This is a genomic window from Paramesorhizobium salinisoli, from assembly GCF_003335045.1.
Taxonomy (GTDB): Bacteria; Pseudomonadota; Alphaproteobacteria; order Rhizobiales; family Rhizobiaceae; genus Paramesorhizobium; species Paramesorhizobium salinisoli.
The window spans coordinates 1-502 of the sequence record NZ_QOZG01000111.1 but is presented as its reverse complement, the minus strand read 5'-3'; the positions used below and the strand labels follow the sequence as shown (position 1 = coordinate 502).

1 protein-coding gene is annotated in these 502 nt (G+C 59.4%); it reads left to right on the top strand.

The window, feature by feature from the left end:
• Nucleotides 1-139 precede the first annotated feature (139 nt).
• On the top strand, nucleotides 140-412 hold the full coding sequence (locus tag DUT91_RS25145; RefSeq protein WP_245420028.1) for a transposase: 273 nt from the start codon (nucleotides 140-142) through the stop codon (nucleotides 410-412).
• Nucleotides 413-502 lie beyond the last annotated feature (90 nt).

Sequence of the window (502 nt, the reverse complement as noted above, 5' to 3'; positions counted from 1 at the left end):
TCTACAATGACGGAAGGAGCGAAAGGATGGACGACGAGAAGGATGCTGTGATGGGTCAGGTGATCCGGATCGACGAAGCGCGGATCAAGGATCACCTTGGTGAGATGGTGCGCGGGACGGTTGAGAGACGCTGAATACGATGCTCGACGCGGAGGCGGACCGATTGTGCGGCGCGGGGCGCTATGAACGCAATGAAGGCCGCCAGGACAGGCGCGCCTGCCGCTACGAGCGGGCTCTGCACACCAAGGCGGGCGAGGTGAAGCTGAAGGTGCCGAAGTTGCGCCGCCAGACCTTCGAGACGGCTATCATCGAGCGTTACCGACGGCGGGAGAGCTCGGTCGAAGAGGCCTTGATCGAGATGTATCTGGCCGGTGTTGACCTGCCACGGGTAATTTCCTCCAGTTTGGATTAGAGTCCGGCCCATTAAAGGACGGACACATGAAGAAGCAGAGATTTACGGAAGAGCAGATTATTGCGGTAGTGAAGGAGCAGGAGGCTGGCG